The organism is Ruegeria sp. C10 (assembly GCF_056537805.1).
Genome location: NZ_JBQFSC010000006.1, coordinates 71,829 through 87,895 on the forward strand (window position 1 = coordinate 71,829; position 16,067 = coordinate 87,895).

At 56.8% G+C, this 16,067-nt stretch carries 14 protein-coding genes; 8 read left to right on the forward strand and 6 right to left on the reverse strand.

Annotated elements, in window-relative coordinates; all coding sequences use genetic code 11:
• Nucleotides 1-74 precede the first annotated feature (74 nt).
• Nucleotides 75-677, forward strand: a complete 603-nt coding sequence (locus ACR0DE_RS19845; protein ID WP_480754950.1) for an alpha-ketoglutarate-dependent dioxygenase AlkB family protein — start codon at nucleotides 75-77, stop codon at nucleotides 675-677.
• A 55-nt stretch (nucleotides 678-732) separates the two neighbouring features.
• Here the strand turns inward: ACR0DE_RS19845 and ACR0DE_RS19850 are convergent, their stop codons facing one another.
• The gene (locus ACR0DE_RS19850; RefSeq protein ID WP_170567266.1) at nucleotides 733-1,560 is read right to left on the reverse strand and encodes an ABC transporter permease; all 828 of its coding nucleotides are present in this window, start codon (nucleotides 1,558-1,560) and stop codon (nucleotides 733-735) included.
• Nucleotides 1,561-1,682: 122 nt separating this feature from the next.
• Between ACR0DE_RS19850 and cysQ the strand changes: the two genes are divergently transcribed.
• From cysQ to ACR0DE_RS19885, 7 genes are all read left to right on the forward strand, one after another.
• The gene (cysQ, locus tag ACR0DE_RS19855; protein WP_480754953.1) at nucleotides 1,683-2,480 is read left to right on the forward strand and encodes a 3'(2'),5'-bisphosphate nucleotidase CysQ; all 798 of its coding nucleotides are present in this window, start codon (nucleotides 1,683-1,685) and stop codon (nucleotides 2,478-2,480) included.
• Nucleotides 2,480-3,280: a 3-deoxy-manno-octulosonate cytidylyltransferase family protein gene (locus ACR0DE_RS19860; RefSeq protein ID WP_480571673.1), complete on the forward strand. Its 801-nt coding sequence runs from the start codon at nucleotides 2,480-2,482 to the stop codon at nucleotides 3,278-3,280. The genes cysQ and ACR0DE_RS19860 overlap by 1 nt, the downstream gene beginning before the upstream one ends.
• Nucleotides 3,277-4,260 carry a UDP-glucose 4-epimerase GalE gene (gene galE / locus ACR0DE_RS19865; RefSeq protein ID WP_480615999.1) on the forward strand — a complete coding sequence of 328 codons (984 nt, stop codon included), beginning with the start codon at nucleotides 3,277-3,279 and terminating at the stop codon, nucleotides 4,258-4,260. The genes ACR0DE_RS19860 and galE overlap by 4 nt, the downstream gene beginning before the upstream one ends.
• A complete protein-coding gene (locus ACR0DE_RS19870) occupies nucleotides 4,230-5,303 on the forward strand; it encodes a glycosyltransferase family 2 protein (RefSeq protein WP_480754956.1) in 1,074 nt (357 codons plus the stop codon). The genes galE and ACR0DE_RS19870 overlap by 31 nt, the downstream gene beginning before the upstream one ends.
• A 147-nt stretch (nucleotides 5,304-5,450) precedes the next feature.
• On the forward strand, nucleotides 5,451-6,437 hold the full coding sequence (locus ACR0DE_RS19875) for a glycosyltransferase family 2 protein (RefSeq protein ID WP_170408823.1): 987 nt from the start codon (nucleotides 5,451-5,453) through the stop codon (nucleotides 6,435-6,437).
• Nucleotides 6,434-8,134, forward strand: coding sequence for a DUF5927 domain-containing protein (locus ACR0DE_RS19880; RefSeq protein ID WP_480754958.1), 1,701 nt, complete (start codon nucleotides 6,434-6,436; stop codon nucleotides 8,132-8,134). The genes ACR0DE_RS19875 and ACR0DE_RS19880 overlap by 4 nt, the downstream gene beginning before the upstream one ends.
• 6 nt (nucleotides 8,135-8,140) lie before the next feature.
• Entirely contained in the window at nucleotides 8,141-9,574 is a 1,434-nt protein-coding gene (locus ACR0DE_RS19885) for a nodulation protein NodH (RefSeq protein ID WP_480754960.1), read from the forward strand.
• Between the two features lie 7 nt (nucleotides 9,575-9,581).
• On the opposite strand, the gene ACR0DE_RS19890 is transcribed toward ACR0DE_RS19885, so the two are convergent.
• From ACR0DE_RS19890 to ACR0DE_RS19910, 5 genes are all read right to left on the reverse strand, one after another.
• The gene (locus ACR0DE_RS19890; RefSeq protein ID WP_170399336.1) at nucleotides 9,582-10,100 is read right to left on the reverse strand and encodes a L,D-transpeptidase family protein; all 519 of its coding nucleotides are present in this window, start codon (nucleotides 10,098-10,100) and stop codon (nucleotides 9,582-9,584) included.
• 62 nt (nucleotides 10,101-10,162) lie between these two features.
• Nucleotides 10,163-10,948 carry an ion transporter gene (locus ACR0DE_RS19895; RefSeq protein ID WP_170664229.1) on the reverse strand — a complete coding sequence of 262 codons (786 nt, stop codon included), beginning with the start codon at nucleotides 10,946-10,948 and terminating at the stop codon, nucleotides 10,163-10,165.
• Between the two features lie 22 nt (nucleotides 10,949-10,970).
• Nucleotides 10,971-12,194, reverse strand: a complete 1,224-nt coding sequence (locus ACR0DE_RS19900; RefSeq protein WP_480754963.1) for a class I SAM-dependent RNA methyltransferase — start codon at nucleotides 12,192-12,194, stop codon at nucleotides 10,971-10,973.
• Nucleotides 12,195-12,233: 39 nt separating this feature from the next.
• Complete coding sequence (locus tag ACR0DE_RS19905) at nucleotides 12,234-14,066, reverse strand: ABC transporter ATP-binding protein (RefSeq protein ID WP_480754965.1); 1,833 nt, start codon at nucleotides 14,064-14,066, stop codon at nucleotides 12,234-12,236.
• Entirely contained in the window at nucleotides 14,063-15,901 is a 1,839-nt protein-coding gene (locus ACR0DE_RS19910) for an ABC transporter ATP-binding protein (RefSeq protein WP_480754967.1), read from the reverse strand. Before ACR0DE_RS19910 ends, ACR0DE_RS19905 begins: the two co-directional genes overlap by 4 nt.
• Nucleotides 15,902-16,067: the final 166 nt, after the last annotated feature.

Here is a 16,067-nt window from a genome sequence, read left to right on the forward strand (position 1 = left end):
GCGTTCAGAAACGCAGGTTTTCGGGAATCTGTGGCCTTTTTGGCAAGGTTTTGGCAAGGTTTGGGGATTCTGGAATGGCGCGGCTGTTATTGCGCGGATTTGATATTCGGAAAGGCTATTTGGATGCGGCGGCGCAGTCGCATCTAGTTGACCTGCTTAGGCCGATTCTGAAAGTGGCACCGCTTTATCGGCCCGTGACACCTTCGGGCAAGGAAATGTCAGTGCGCATGACCTCGGCCGGGGTGCTGGGATGGGTCACTGACCGGGCGGGCTATCGGTATCAGGACACGCACCCAAAGGGCATGACATGGCCCGCGATTCCAGATGAGATTTTGACCATCTGGCAGGATTTGACCGGCGCGGATCGGAGGCCCGATTGCTGTCTGATCAACTATTACGGTGAAGGCACCAAGATGGGCCTGCATCAGGACAAGGATGAGGCCGATTTCTCGTGGCCCGTGCTGTCGATCTCATTGGGCGATGACGCGCTGTTCCGTATCGGTAACACCACACGGGGCGGCAAGACCGAGTCGATCTGGCTGAGCTCGGGCGATGTGGCGATCATGGGCGGCCCGGCACGCTTGACCTATCACGGGGTGGATCGCATCCGGTTTGGATCATCCAAACTTTTGCCAAAGGGCGGACGCATCAACCTGACTTTGAGAGTCGCAATGTGAAGTGCGATCCAATATCCGGGAACAGGTTTTCAGAATACAGCACGCACAGCAAATATCAGCGTCGCGCATCCCAGCTTTTCGAGACCTGCCTGCGGGTATAGAACTCACCCAGCAGGCCGATCATTGTTAAAACTATTCCGACCCAAAGCGCGTACTCCCAACTGGTGTTCCGGGGAAAATAATTTCGGAACACAAAACCACGACATTGATCGATGATGTGAAACAGTGGGTTCCAGGCAAACAAGGTCAGCATGAACCCACCTAGCGCGTTGCCAACGAACATCTTGCCCGAAAATATCATGTTCAATCTACGGTACACATTTTTCAGGATGCTTACCGTATTGGGAAACCAGGGTTTCAGCGCCAACAACACTAAACCGACCGAGCATCCCGTGAACCAGGCCAGCAAAAGCATCCCAAATGCACCGCCGGGCTCTTGGATCACAAGAGGCGAGACGGCTACGCTGTAGACGAACAGGATGACAAGGATCGAGATAAGCTGCGTATAAAGTATACCGAAGGCAGATGCTGACAACATCACCATCATTGTCATTGGCGAGTGCAGAGTCATCGGATTGTTGCCGGATCCAGCCCCGGCGATTGCAGTGACAGACTTGATATGCGTCAGGAACAAAAAAACACCGGAGAGCAGGAACAAAACCATCTCGCCCCGGATTTTGGCCATGCCAGTCATTCGACCAATTAGCGTCATAAGTATATAAAACGCCGTCACCAGAAGGACGACCTGAACAATGTTGATCAGGATTGCCATCACCGCGTTGGAGTGCTGCGACCGGATATTGCGAACTACTGCATGGAATATCAGCTCGGCGGTGGTGAAAGCCCCGCCCAGCAATGACTGATTTCTCTTGAAGTGAAACACTCGACTACTCTTTCCTGCTGTGTCAGCCGCAAATTGGCACGAAATTCTTGCTGTTCCGTATCCATAGCATCATAAGTCCGTGAGATGCCCTGATCAACAAACCACAGGAACGGAGCTTTTTTGTGACTTATGACGCGCTTATTCCCGTCATCCGGCGGCTGGCCTTGCAGGCAGGCGACAAGATCATGCAGATCTACGAAGCGGATGATTTCGACGTCAAGGTCAAGTCAGACTCAAGCCCGGTAACCGAGGCGGACGAGGCGGCGGATGCTTTGATCTCGGCCGGATTGCGCGAGGCTTTTCCAGATATCCTGCTGGTGACCGAGGAGCAGGCAGCTTCGCATTCCGAAAAGGGCGAGACCTTTCTGATTGTTGATCCACTGGACGGCACCAAGGAATTCATAAATCGGCGCGGCGATTTTACCGTAAATATCGCTTTGGTCGAAAACGGCGTACCGACGCGTGGCGTGGTCTACGCCCCTGCACGGGGCCGGATGTTCTATACGCAAGCTGACGGGCAATCGGTTGAAGAAATCGGGGATCTGGACAAAGATCAGCCGGGCGCGCTAACGACAATATCAGTCTCTAAACCGAACAATTCGGCGCTGATGATCGTTGCATCCAAATCGCATCGGGATCAGGCGACCGAGGATTACATCAACAAATATCAGGTGCGCGACAGCAAAAGCGCCGGGTCGTCGCTGAAGTTCTGTTTGGTGGCGACGGGAGAGGCCGACCTCTACCCCCGTGTTGGACGCACCATGGAGTGGGACACCGCTGCGGGCCACGCGGTTTTGGCCGGTGCGGGCGGACAAGTGGTGCGCTTAGACGACCATTCGCCGTTGACCTATGGCAAAGACGGCTATGCCAATCCATTTTTCATCGCCTATGCTCCGGGCGTTGAGCTGAAGGAAGCCTGATGTCAGTATTGATTGCCATTCCCGCGCGCTACGCTTCGACCCGCTATCCAGGCAAACCTCTGGTTCCGCTGACCGGGGCAAACGGAACCAGCATGACTCTGATCGAACGATCCTGGCGCGCTGCGATTTCCGTGTCAGGCGTAGATCGCGTGGTTGTGGCAACCGACGATGACCGTATCCGCGAAGCCTCAGAGGGGTTCGGTGCCGAGGTGGTGATGACTTCAGACACCTGCCGCAACGGTACCGAACGTTGCGCCGAGGCGCACTCGGCTCTGGGTGGCGGTTATGACATCGTCGTCAACCTGCAAGGGGATGCGCCTTTGACCCCGCATTGGTTTGTTGAAGACCTGATCTCGGGTCTGCGCAACGCGCCAGATGCGGGTGTGGCCACCCCCGTGCTGCGCTGTGACGGGGACGCACTGAACGGATTACTGAACGATCGCAAGCAAGGCCGGGTCGGGGGCACTACAGCGGTGTTCGGCAATGACCACAGCGCGCTTTACTTCTCGAAAGAAGTGATCCCTTTCACAGCCGAGACCTATGCCAGCAGTGACCCGACACCGGTATTCCACCACGTCGGAGTTTATGCCTATCGGCCTGACGCTCTGACTGCTTATCCGGGCTGGACTAGCGGTCCGCTGGAGACACTGGAAGGGTTGGAACAGCTGCGCTTCATGGAAAACGGCCGCAAGGTTCTGTGTGTCGAAGTTGAAGCCAAAGGTCGTCAGTTCTGGGAGCTGAACAACCCGCAGGACGTGGCCAAGATCGAAGAAATGATGGCCGCTATGGGGCTTGAATGACAAATATTCTGGTTACAGGTGGTGCAGGTTATATCGGCTCTCATGCCTGCAAGGCACTGGCAAGGGCGGGGTATACGCCCGTAACCTATGACAATCTTGTCACCGGATGGCAGGACGCGGTGAAATTCGGCCCATTCGAGCAGGGCGACCTGCTGGACCGCGCCCGGCTGGACGAAGTGTTCGCCAAATACCAACCCGCCGCCGTGATACATTTCGCCGCCCTCAGTCAGGTCGGCGAAGCGATGGCTGAGCCCGGAACGTATTGGTCGAACAATGTCACCGGTTCGCTGACACTGATACAAGCGGCTGTGGATGCGGGATGTTTGAACTTTGTGTTCTCGTCGACCTGCGCCACCTATGGCGAACATGACAACGTTGTGCTGGACGAGAGCACTCAGCAGCAGCCATTGAATGCCTATGGTGCCTCGAAACGAGCGATCGAGGACATCTTACGTGATTTCCAAGCCGCATATGGCCTGAAGCACGTGATCTTCCGCTATTTCAACGTGGCCGGGGCCGACCCGGATGCCGAAGTTGGAGAGTTTCACCAACCAGAAACCCATCTGGTGCCGCTGATGCTGGACGCCATCGATAGCAAGCGGGGTGGCTTGACTGTATTCGGCACCGATTACGATACACCCGACGGCACCTGCATCCGCGATTATGTACACGTCTGTGATCTGGTCGATGCACATGTACTGGGTTTGAAATGGCTTGAGCAAGGCAAAGAAAGCCGCGTGTTCAATCTGGGCACCGGGTCGGGGTTTTCGGTGATGGAAGTCATCGAGCATTCCAAGGCCGTCACCAACCGTGCGGTACCCTACAGCATCGGCCCGCGCCGGGCCGGGGATTGCACACGTCTAGTTTCAGGCTCGGTCCGAGCCAAGGAAGAGCTGGGCTGGACACCAAAAAGATCAACGTTAGAGACGATGATCACGGATGCCTGGCGTTGGCATCAGAATGGCAGCTATACCAAGTGAACCTTGAGGATCAGCCGCTTACCTGGGTGCAGCGCTACAAGCTGCGCCTGAAACGCAAGCGGCTGTTGTGGCGATCCTTTCGCAGCCGTCATCAGCTAAAATCGCTGACTGGCAACACGCAAAAGATCACACCCGGGGCCATTCTGGCCTTTACCACGCTGCGGAATGAGATCACCCGTCTGCCGTGGTTCTTTCACCATTATCGCACGCTGGGCGTTGACCATTTTCTGATGGTGGATAATGGCAGCGACGACGGCTCGGTCCCGTATCTGCTTGAACAGCCGGATGTGTCGCTGTGGCAGACCACGGCAAGCTATCGCGCCTCTCGGTTCGGGTTGGATTGGCTGACTTGGCTGCAGTGGAAATTCGGGCCCGATCACTGGACGCTGATGGTCGACGCTGACGAGTTGCTGATCTACGCCCATCACGACACCCATACGCTGCACGATCTGACCGCATGGCTGGACGCACGCGGGCAAGCCGCGTTTGGGGCGCTGATGCTGGACCTCTATCCCAAAGGCCCCTTGGGCGCGCAAAGCCATGATCCGCAGTCCGATCCAACCGATTGCCTGAACTGGTTTGACCCCGGCCCCTATCGTGCCCAGCGCCAAATGCCGATGGGCAATCTGTGGGTTCAGGGAGGCGTACGCGAGCGGATGTTCTTCTCGGACCAGCCCCAAAAATCACCGACCCTGAACAAGATCCCTCTGGCGCGGTGGTCACGGCATATGGCCTATGTGAATTCGTGCCATTCCGCGCTGCCCCGGTTCCTGAATTTTGAATATGACGGTCCGAAAGGGCAGACCCCCTCGGGCGTGTTGCTGCACACGAAATTCCTGCCCGAGGTTGTCGAAAAATCGCGGATCGAAAAGCAAAGGCGGCAGCATTTTCACGACCCCGATCGGTTCGGCGCCTATTATGACGGCATCATCAGCGGGCCTGATCTTTGGACTTCTGCCTCGGTCAAACTAGGTGATTGGCAACAGTTACAAGACCTTGGGTTAATGAACGCGGGCGGATTTCCGGCCACAGGGGGGAAGTAAACCGGATTTAAACCCGTTGCCTCGCAAGGTGTTGAGATGTCATAAAACGGTAATGGTCCGGCACCACTCAGGCCTCAGGCGGCCCCGGGCAGACGCGCGTATCAAAAAAGGTTGGGCAGCCGCGTGAGCCTTTTGGATTCCTATCGCATGAGATTGCGGCGCAAGCGCCGCCTGCTGCGTTGCCTGCGTCGGCGTCGGGATCTGAAAGCGGTGCAAGATAACACCAACAAGATCAAAGAAAACGACATCTTGTTGATGAGCGTGATGCGGAACGAAAAGATCCGCCTTCCCTATTTCTTAGACTACTATCGAAAGCTTGGCATCAATCACTTCCTGTGCGTGGACAACAACAGCGATGACGGCACCCACGAATACCTGAGCAGCCAGCCGGACGTTTCGCTGTGGTGGACGGATGTAGGTTACAAGAATGCGACCTTTGGTCTGGATTGGTCCAACTACCTGCTGCGCCGCTATGCGCATAAGCACTGGGTTCTGACGGTCGATCCGGATGAATTCTTTATCTATCCTTTTTGCGATACCCGCCCGATCCGCGCCCTGACCGACTGGCTGGACGATACTGGTGTGCGCAGTTTCGGCACCATGCTGATCGACATGTATCCCGAAACCGGAATCATGGATGCGCCCTATCATGAGGGCCAGAACCCCTTTGAAGTCGCGCCTTGGTTCGATTCAGGCAACTTCATGATTACCCGCAACCCGACCTATGGGAATCTGTGGATTCAAGGCGGTGCACGCGCACGGGTTTTCTTTCAGAACAATCCCCTGAAGGCTCCGGCCCTGAACAAGATACCTCTTGTGAAATGGCACCGGCGCTACGCCTATGTCAGCTCAACCCACGCCTTGCTGCCGCGCGGGCTCAATCAGGTCTATGAAGAGCAGGGCGGTGAAAAAACCAGCGGAGCGCTGCTGCATGCAAAGCTGATCAATACGCTTGGGGAAAAAGCTAAAGAAGAGTTGCTGCGCGGACAGCACTATGCTGCGTCGGGCGAGTACAAGGCTTATGCCAAGCAGTTAGAGGATAATCCGGTTTTCTGGAACAAATGGTCCGAGAAATACATCAACTGGCGACAGATTGAGATCCTCGGCCTGATGTCCAAGGGGAACTGGGCATGAGCAGCTTGGGCATCGTAATGCTGGTGCACACCGCGCTGGATCGGGTTGAGCAGGTGGCACGCCATTGGGCCGCCTCGGGCTGTCCTGTGGTCATTCATGTAGATCAGAAAGTCGGCGATCCGGCTTATTCCGATTTTGTCGCCGCTTGTTCGGATGAACCGCTTATTCTGTTTTCCGAACGCCATGTCTGTGAATGGGGCGGCTGGGGTATTGTCGCCGCATCACAATCCGCCGCATCGCTGATGTTGGAGAAGTTTCCGAACGTCCGGCATGTATATCTGTCTTCGGGCGCGTGCCTGCCACTGCGTCCGGTCGCTGATCTGATCGACTATCTGGCCGACCGGCCCCGTGTCGATTTCATCGAAAGCGCAACCACGCGCGACGTCAGCTGGACGATCGGCGGCCTGGATCTGGAACGTTTCACCCTGAGTTTCCCCTTCTCATGGCGCAGGCAACGAAAACTGTTTGACAATTACGTGCGGTTGCAACGCGCCCTCGGTCTGCGCCGCAGAATTCCAGACGGTCTGGTGCCCCATATGGGCAGCCAGTGGTGGTGTCTGACCCGCCAAACCTTGTCGGCCATTCTTCAGGATCCCAAACGCGCCGAATATGATCGCTATTTTCGCCAGGTCTGGATTCCCGATGAAAGCTATTTTCAGACACTGGCACGGCTCTATTCCACCCATATCGAAAGCCGATCGCTGACCCTGTCGAAGTTCGACTATCAAGGTCGGCCGCACATGTTCTACGACGATCACCTGCAATTGCTGCGCCGGTCCGACTGTTTCGTGGCGCGCAAAGTCTGGCACAGCGCTAGCCGGTTGTATCAGACCTTCCTGACCGACCACGAAGGCGCACTGACCCCGGCCGAGCCCAACCCCGGCAAGATCGACCGGGTGTTTTCCAAAGCGGTCGAGCGGCGCGTTCGCGGACGGGATGGTCTTTATATGCAAAGCCGCTTCCCCCGCGCGGCTACGGAACGCAGCCTGACAGCCTTTCCCTATTCGGTGTTTCAAGGCTTTACCGAGTTGTTCGAGGATTTCGAACCTTGGCTGACAAACGCCATCGGCGGGCGGGTGCATGGGCATCTGTTCGGTCCCGAACGGGCGCAATTTGCCGAAGATGAGACGATCATCAACGGTGCGCTCAGCGATTGCGCAACGCTACGCGATTATAACCCCTCGGCCTTTCTGTCGAACCTCATCTGGAACACACGAGGCGAGCGTCAGTGCTTTCAATTCGGGCCAACGGATATTCAGAAAATCAATGAATTCCTGACGCAAGACCAGAATGCACATATTGCGGTCATCTCGGGGGCCTGGGCGGTTCCATTGTTCCGTTCGAACCTGAATTTTGCCGATATCCGGTGCGAAGCTGCCCGCCTACAACAGATCGAAAGCAAACAGCTCAAGCTGCTGGATGCCGCCCGCGCAAAGACGCGCATTCGAATATGGACAATGGCGGAGTTTGTGGAATCCCCGATGGAGCAACTGCAGACCGTTCTGGAAGACATGGGCGCGCCCAAACCCACGCATCTGACCGAGGCACCAACGATGGTCGATCTGACCGGGTTCGGAAAGTTCCTGCAAAACCTCAAGAACCAGGGGATGCATCCCTATCTGATGGGGGATTTCCCTGTGAATGACGTGTTTGGCGCACAGTCCAAATCGTTCAAGAAGCCCTATTTGGTGCAGTAACATAAAATGACCCGCCGCTTCGATTATTTCATCGTTCTGGCCGATATGCGGACCGGTTCGAACCTGCTTGAATTACAGCTGAACACGCTGGATGGCGTCACGTGTCACGGAGAAGCGTTTAACCCCTATTTCGTCGGCCTGCCAAAACTGGACAGCGTTCTGGGCTTTACCCTGGAAGATCGTGAACGCGACCCGATGGCGCTGATCGACGCCATCCGAAACGCGCCGGGCGAGATGAACGGCTTTCGCTTTTTCAGCGACCACGATGCGCGGGCGCTGCCACCGGCGCTGGATGATCCGCGCTGCGCCAAAATCATTCTGATGCGCAACCCTCTGGATAGCTACATATCGTGGAAAATCGCCTTGGAAACAAAGCAGTGGCGGTTAGTGAACATCAAGCAACGGCGGGAAGCTCAGATCACCTTCGATGCCGAAGAATTCGCCGAACAGCTCGACCAGCGGCAAGCATTTCAACAAACAGTGCTCAAACATCTGCAGACCACCGGGCAAACACCGTTTTACATCGACTATAACGATCTAACAGATTTGGACGTTCTGAACGGCCTTGCCGCGTGGCTTGGCGTCAGCGCACGTCTTAAGGAGCTGAACCAGCATCTCAAACGTCAAAACCCAGCGCCTGCCCTGTCGAAAGTGACCAATCCGGATGATATGGAGCTGGCCCTGTCGCAACGTGACCGCTTCAAGCTACACCATATCCCGAGTTACGAGCCGCACCGCGGGCCGGCTGTTTCGCGCTATGTGGGTGCTGCGCAAACTTCGCTGATGTACCTTCCGGTGCGCGGCGGCCCCGAGGCTGAAGTGGTGCAGTGGATTTCCGATCTGGACGGGGTGTCACAAGCCGACCTGATCACCGGCCGCAATCAAAAACAGACCCGTCAATGGATGCAGGATCATCCCGGTCACCGCAAATTCACGGTGCTACGCCATCCGCTGGCGCGCGCGCATGCGGTGTTCTGCGACCGTATTCTGCACACAGGCCCCGGCGCATATGTCAGCATTCGCAATATGCTGAGCCGACGGTACAAGGTGCCTCTGCCTGCCAAGGGTGATCTCAGCAATTATACCCGCGATCAGCACTCCGAGGCGTTCGCGGCCTTTCTGGGCATGCTACGCAGTATTCTGGCGGGTCAAACCCCGATCCGTGTGGATGGGGAATGGTGCGGACAGGCGCAGACGCTGGAAGGCATGGCCGGTTTCACCATGCCCGACCTGATCCTGCGCGAGGATGAGATGGAAACCGCCTTGCCCGACCTTGCCTACAAAGTTGGGCATACAGCCCCGCCAACCCCAAACAGGGCCAAGCCGGACGCGCCGTTTGCACTTGATCAGATTTACGACGCACAGCTTGAAGCGCTGGCGAAGGAAGCATACCAGCGCGACTATACAATATTTGGATTTGGTGACTGGAAACCGCTTTGAACCTTGCTTAGGGGCGCAGGGTAATCACGGTTCCTTCATTCACCATGGCGTAGATCTCTTCGATCTCATCATTCTTGACCGCAATACAACCTGCCGTCCAATCCGGGGTCTTCTTCGCCCGCTTGAACTCGGATCGCAGATTGGGTTGTCCGTGAATGAAGATGTCGCCGCCCGGATCAACACCTGCGGCCTTGGCTTTAGCCAAGTCTTCCGAATTGGGATACGATATACCCAACGATAGATGATACCTGCTGCGCGGATTGCGGCGGTCGATCAGATAGGTACCCTCGGGCGTACGACCATCGCCTTTTTTGTTTTTCGTGCCGGTGGGTGCAAATCCTAGATCGATATCGTACTCCCGCAAAATCTGCTCGTTATGGAGCAAATACAGCTTGCGTGCACCTTTGTTGATGACCATCGAGGTCACCTCGGGCCCGCGATAAGAAAGAAATCTGGGTTTGGCTGAGGCACATGCTGAAAGGCTCAGCGTTGCCATTGCGCCCATTCCGAATGCTCGACGATCCATTATTTTCACTGCCTGATGCTCTTTTTTGACAATTATTATGTCAGATTTTCGCGAAACTTAAATCACTTTTTGCTGTTCGACTGTTCCGCCAGGCGGCGTTCGATCGATTCCAGCCTTTCAAGAACCTCATCACGATAGGCATCGGTCTTGACCTCATCCTCGGCATGGTGCGCGTCCTGCATCGAGTTCACGATGAGACCGACCAGCAAGTTCACCACCGCAAAGGTGGTCACCATGATGAAGGGAACAAAGAAAAGCCAAGCGTAGGGATACACCTCCATCACAGGGCGGACAATGCCCATGGACCAGCTTTCCAGCGTCATGATCTGGAACAGCGTATAGGCCGACAGACCCAGATCACCGAACCAATCGGGGAACGTGCCCGAGAAAAGTTTGGTTGAGATCACAGCGCCGATGTAAAACAGGATCGCCATCAACAGGAACACGCTGGCCATGCCCGGCAGGGCTGAGATGAAGCCTTCGACCACTCGGCGCAGGCGCGGCGCGACCGAGATGACGCGCAGGACCCGGAGGATACGCAGTGCCCGCAGAACTGAAAGCGCCCCTGCACTGGGAACTAGGGCCACGCCCACGATCACGAAATCAAACACATTCCAGCCGCTGGTGAAGAACCGGCGCCCTGTGGCGATCAGTTTCATGACGATTTCGATGACGAATATGGTAAGGCACAGCTTGTCCAACGTCACGATCAGTGGACCCGCTGCGTCCATCAGCGTGGGCGATGTCTCCATCCCCAGCAGTACCGCGTTGAACAGGATCACACCGGTGATGAATTTCCCGAAAGCCGGTGCTTCGATGATGGGCAGCAGTCGTTGGGCGATCACCATGCGGGCGGTCCTTATCTCAGGGTTATTTGTTCAAAATGAACCGAGCGGCAAGTTCGGTGTGTGACGACCATCGAAATTGGTCAACCACCTGTACCCATTCAAGGGCATATCCGGCGTTAACCAGCATTTTTGCGTCACGGGCAAAGGTGATTGGGTTGCACGAGACATAAGCAACCACCGGACGCATGGCCTGCGCCAGCTCGGCCACCTGCGCCTCGGCCCCAGCGCGCGGCGGGTCAAGCACAACGGCGTCGAATTTCTTGAGTTCATCGGGCATGAGCGGGCGGCGGAACAGGTCTCGGGCCTCGACTGTGACCTGTTTCAAGCCTTGCGCCTTGCGCCAGCCCTGATCCAAGGCCTTCGTCATCTCGGCCTCACCTTCGACTGCATGAACTTCAGCTGTCTGTGCCAGCGGCAGCGAGAATGTCCCGCATCCGGCGAACAGATCGACAATCCGCTTTGCCCCCGACGTAGCATCAGAAACAGCCTGTAATAGAGCCTGTTCTCCGTCTTTTGTGGCTTGTAAAAACGCTCCGGGCGGTGGGGTGACGCCAGCGGTTCCAAAGCGTTGGATCGGAGGCTCACGCATGGCGATAACCTCATCATCCCAACTAAGCCGGGCAAGGCCGTGATGCTCGGTCGCTTGCGCGAGCGCCAGCTCCAACGGTCCATCAAGCGGTTTGCCGCCCTTGACCGCAACATCCAAACCGCCTTCGGACAGGGTCAGCGTTACGGCCAACACACCTTTCCGACTGCCACCCAACAACGCCAAGGCTTCGGCCACCGGGATGGCAGCAATCAAGGTTGGGTGCAGCAAATGGCAATCCGGGATTTCGGTAATCGTGTCAGAAGCGCGACCATGAAACCCGGCCAGCGTACCCTTCTTGGTGCGCCGCACGGCGATGGTGGCCCGACGGCGGGATCGATCAGGCGAAGTGTGAATGGGCCGCATCAGGGCATTGAGCCCCTGCGCGGCCAACGCGTTGCACACCACCTCAGTTTTCCACTCGGCGACAAAATTATCGGTCGCATGTTGCAACTGGCAGCCGCCGCAGGCCTTGTAATGACGGCAGGGTGCCTTGACCCGCTGATCCGAGGGTGTTTCGACGCGAATATGGTTCAGAAACTGACCCAGCAACGTACCGCTGACCACTTCACCCGGAAGAGTGCGTGGCGCATAGATCGGACCATCGGCGATTCCGTCGCCCTGATGTCCAAGGCGGTTTATTGTGTATTGCTGCGTCATGGAGGCCTGATAACTGGGGTTTGAGCGCAACAAAACCCCTTATTCTGCAGCCTCGGCCTGAATGAACCCGCCCGATTGGCGATGCCAGAACCGGGCGTACAACCCGCCACGCTCCAGCAGAGCCTCGTGCGTCCCGCTTTCAACGATATGACCGTGATCCAGAACAATAATCCGATCCATCTCGCTAAGCGTGGACAGGCGGTGGGCAATAGCCAGCACGGTCTTGCCTTGCATCACCCGGTGCAGTGCCGTCTGAATCGCTGCCTCGACCTCGGAATCCAATGCCGACGTCGCCTCGTCCAGAACCAATATCGGTGCGTCTTTCAGGATAGCGCGAGCCAGAGCGATCCGCTGTCGTTGCCCGCCGCTCAGCTTCACGCCGCGTTCGCCCAGATGCGCGTCATAGCCCTTGCGTCCTTGCGCATCCTCGAGACCGAGTATGAATTCATGCGCCTCGGCTTTGGTCGCGGCCTCTATCAGCTCATCTTCAGTCGCGTCAGGACGACCATAGAGGATGTTCTCGCGCGCCGAACGATTGAACATCGCGGTTTCCTGCGTGACCATCCCAATCTGTTGCCGCAGGCTGTCCTGAGTCACGTGAGAGACATTCTGCCCGTCGATGGCAATAACGCCATGTTCCCCGTCATAGAGCCTTAGCAAAAGTGAAACCAAAGTGGATTTCCCCGCACCTGAGGCCCCGACTATGCCCAGCTTTTCACCCGGTGCGGCAGTGAAATTAAGATTAGCAACACCACCGATATCGCGGCCATAGGCAAAGCTGACGCTGTCAAAGGCAATCTCGCCCTCTGAGACCACAAGTGTCGATGCGTTCGGAGCATCCTCGACCCGAACGCGCTTGGTCAGTGTGTGCATTCCGTTTTCAATCTCACCGACATTTGCGTAAAGGCCCATCAGTGTGAAACTGACCCAGCCGGTCATTTGCGAGATGCGGATCGCCACGGCCCCGGCCGCCACGATGTCCCCGGCCGTCGCGATGCCCGCCTGCCACAACCACAGTGTCGCGCCGATCAACAGGACCGGCAGCACCCCCGCCAGAGTCATCAGGATGAACCGGAAACTGGCCGATAGCTTGCCGAATTCCAGCGACCGTTCACGCAGGTCGACCATGGAATTTCGGGCGGTATGATCTTCGAACTCGGAATGGGCAAACAGCTTGACGGTCTTGATGTTGGTGATCGTATCGACCACCTGCCCCGACACCATTGCCCGCGCCCCCGCCCGCGCGGCAGAGCGTACGCGGATGCGTGGAAGATACCAGCGCACCAGCAGGAAATAGACAACAAGCCAGGCAACAAATGGCAGCATCACAAGCGGGTGAATAGACCCTAATAAAAGCAATGAGCCTGCAAGTGAGGCAATAGCGAAGACAATAGCGCTGATTGTTTCGGACACCACTTGCGTCATGGCGTTCGATGTCTGCATCTGTTTTTGGGCGATACGTCCGGCGAAATCGTCATCGAAATAGGTCACAGACTGGCCCAGCGTCCAGCGGTTCAGTTTTGCCAAAACCAACGGCGTGATGTTGGGCATGACGATGTAGTTGTTTGCCACCGATGACAGTCCGAACAGTGCGGGGCGTAGAAGCATGAAGAATGCGACAGCACTCAAAATGATCGCGAGATTGCCGCCGGTCAGAAACGCCTCGGGACTGCTGTTGGTGGTCAGATCAATGACGCGGCCCAGGACCCAGGCGGTGCCAGCCTCCATCGCACCCGCGATCGCCGAGAAGGCTGCTGCGACGAACAGCATTGGCCAGGCGCCGGACAAGCTCCAACGGATGAACGCCCCCAGCGTTTGCGGCGGGGGCGTTTCGGTGTCTTTGAACGGTTGGATGAGGTCGGCAATCCTCATTCAGCGGCCTCCGGGTTTAGGAAGCCTCCAGATTGCCGCGCCCAGAACTGAGCGTAAAGCCCTCCTTGCGCCAACAGATCGGAATGACCACCTTGTTCAACGATCCGGCCGCCATCCATCACAAGGATGCGATCCATCTGAGCAATCGTGCTGAGCCGGTGCGCGATGGCGATCACGGTCTTGCCTTGCATCATGCCGTAGAGTGTTTCCTGTATCGACGCTTCGACTTCGGAATCTAGGGCGGATGTGGCCTCATCCAACAGCAAAATCGGAGCATCTTTGAGGATCACCCGCGCAAGCGTCACCCGCTGTCGCTGACCACCCGAGAGTTTCACGCCCCGCTCGCCCACATGCGCATCGTAGCCGGTGCGGCCCTCCGGGTCCTGCAGGTCAAGGATGAAATCATGCGCCTCGGCCTGTTTCGCAGCGGCGACCATCTGTTCCTCGGTCGCATCAGGACGACCATAGAGGATGTTAGCCCGCACCGATCGATGCAGAAGAGCGCTGTCTTGTTGGACCATCCCGATATGGCTGCGCAAACTGTCCTGCGTGACCTTCGAGATATCCTGGCCATCGATCAGGATCGCACCCTTCTCGACGTCGTAAAACCGCAAAAGCAGCTTTACTAGGGTCGATTTTCCCGCACCTGAGCGACCGATCAGGCCGATCTTTTCGCCTGGCCGGATGGTCAAGTTGACGTGATCCAAACCACCGGTTTCCCGTCCATAGTGATGAGACAGATCGCGTATTTCGATCTGGCCATTACCAAGCCGCAAAGGTTTCGCATCGGGTTCGTCCAACAGATCGATGGGCTGCGCGATGGTCTGCATACCCTCGGCAACGATACCCAATTCGCGAAAGAAGCTGGTCAGCGCCCACATGATCCACCCGGTCATGGCATTCAGCCGCAACGTCAACGCCGTGGCGGCGGCCACCACTCCCACCGTTGCGCTACCTTGCGCCCAAAGCAGTATTGCCCAACCGACGACTCCCACGATCAGCACACCGTTCAGCGCAACTAGTGCTGCATCCATGATGGTGAAAATCCGCATCTCGATCTGGAAAGTGCGGCGGGTTTCCGCAATCGCCTCGCGCGCATAGTCCTGTTCCTGAGTGTCATGGGCAAACATCTTGATCGAGTGGATGTTGGTATAGCTGTCCACCACCCGGCCCGTCACGGTAGATCTTGCATCCGATGCCGCCTGAGATGCCGGGCCGACCCGCTTAACGGTCCAGCGCACCAACGCACCGTAAAACACCAGCCAGATCAGCAATGGCAGCAACAGCCGTGGATCAGCCGCCATCAGCAATATGGCCGCGCCGATCATGTAGGCGATCGAGAATGAAATCGCGTCAAAGACCTGAAACACCACCTCGCCCGCAGCGGGTGGGGTCTGAACAACCCGGTTGGCGATGCGGCCGGCAAAGTCATTTTCGAACCAGCCAACCGATTGACGCAACACATGTTTATGGGCCCGCCAACGGATCAGCGTGCCAAAGTTCGGCAGGATCGTGTTGTTGAGCAGTAAGACGTCAACCAGCTGCAGAATCGGACGAATGAACAGGATCAACGCGGCGACCACGATCAGCTCGGTCCCATGCGCCTGCCAGAATTCAGCAGGTGAACTTCCCAGCAGGTCCACAACGCGGCCCATATAGAAGATCAGTCCGACCTCGACCGCAGCAACGATCACGGACATCAGGGCGGCCAGTACGAAAACGCGTTTGAAAGGCTCCGAATAGCCCAGCATGAAAGGCCACAGCCGTGTCGGCGGCCTGTCTACCTGTTCATAGGCAACAAAAGGGTCAATAAGATTTTCGAAGTAGCGAAACATAGAGAGTGCTCCGATTGAGCAAAAAATAGGTCATGCGAAGAAAGATGGCGCCAGAACACCACCCCTACGGGTCAAAGTGTTCCGGGCTTTAGCCGAACCAGATCCCGTAATACATTCGCATTCCTCCCTCCATATGAGTCAGGCGCACCCTGCCAAATCAAATCGG

Coding starts and splice junctions, on each gene's coding strand:
- ACR0DE_RS19910 (WP_480754967.1), bottom strand. CDS start 15,901: ATGTTTCGCTACTTCGAAAATCTTATTGACCCTTTTGTTGCCTATGAA.
- galE (WP_480615999.1), top strand. CDS start 3,277: ATGACAAATATTCTGGTTACAGGTGGTGCAGGTTATATCGGCTCTCAT.
- ACR0DE_RS19900 (WP_480754963.1), bottom strand. CDS start 12,194: ATGACGCAGCAATACACAATAAACCGCCTTGGACATCAGGGCGACGGA.
- ACR0DE_RS19880 (WP_480754958.1), top strand. CDS start 6,434: ATGAGCAGCTTGGGCATCGTAATGCTGGTGCACACCGCGCTGGATCGG.
- ACR0DE_RS19905 (WP_480754965.1), bottom strand. CDS start 14,066: ATGAGGATTGCCGACCTCATCCAACCGTTCAAAGACACCGAAACGCCC.
- ACR0DE_RS19845 (WP_480754950.1), top strand. CDS start 75: ATGGCGCGGCTGTTATTGCGCGGATTTGATATTCGGAAAGGCTATTTG.
- ACR0DE_RS19885 (WP_480754960.1), top strand. CDS start 8,141: ATGACCCGCCGCTTCGATTATTTCATCGTTCTGGCCGATATGCGGACC.
- ACR0DE_RS19875 (WP_170408823.1), top strand. CDS start 5,451: ATGAGATTGCGGCGCAAGCGCCGCCTGCTGCGTTGCCTGCGTCGGCGT.
- ACR0DE_RS19890 (WP_170399336.1), bottom strand. CDS start 10,100: ATGGATCGTCGAGCATTCGGAATGGGCGCAATGGCAACGCTGAGCCTT.
- ACR0DE_RS19860 (WP_480571673.1), top strand. CDS start 2,480: ATGTCAGTATTGATTGCCATTCCCGCGCGCTACGCTTCGACCCGCTAT.
- ACR0DE_RS19895 (WP_170664229.1), bottom strand. CDS start 10,948: ATGGTGATCGCCCAACGACTGCTGCCCATCATCGAAGCACCGGCTTTC.